Below are 378 nucleotides of genomic sequence, written 5' to 3' on the forward strand. Positions count from 1 at the left end.
TCTCATCCCAGCTTAAAACTTTAAAGCCCATTTTTTCGCCTACTTCCCCATAGATCTTTTTTACTGCAGCATCATAAGCGTTGTGCTTTTTTGTATTCACATAAGAGCTAAAAGCTACCGTTTGAACTACTCCGTTGCTTTCTTTGATCCATTCCAATTGCTCATCATCAAGATTACGGCTGTGGTTGCACAAGGCCCTTGCAGAGGAATGGGAAGCGATGAGTGGGGCTTTGGAAAGCTCGAACATATCTTTGATGGCTTTTTTGGATGGATGTGAAACATCGATCATTATTCCCAGCCGGTTCATTTCTTTAACCACTTCTTTGCCCAGGTCGCTAAGGCCGTTGTGGAGCCATTGATCATCCTCTTCCCCTGTAT

The 378-nt window shown here is 43.7% G+C and carries 1 protein-coding gene; it reads right to left on the reverse strand.

Annotated features, from left to right (window positions below; genetic code table 11):
• On the reverse strand, positions 1–378 hold a 378-nt coding region (locus HC176_RS17450), incomplete at both ends, for a dipeptidase (protein WP_209309791.1).

Source organism: Tamlana crocina (assembly GCF_012037625.1).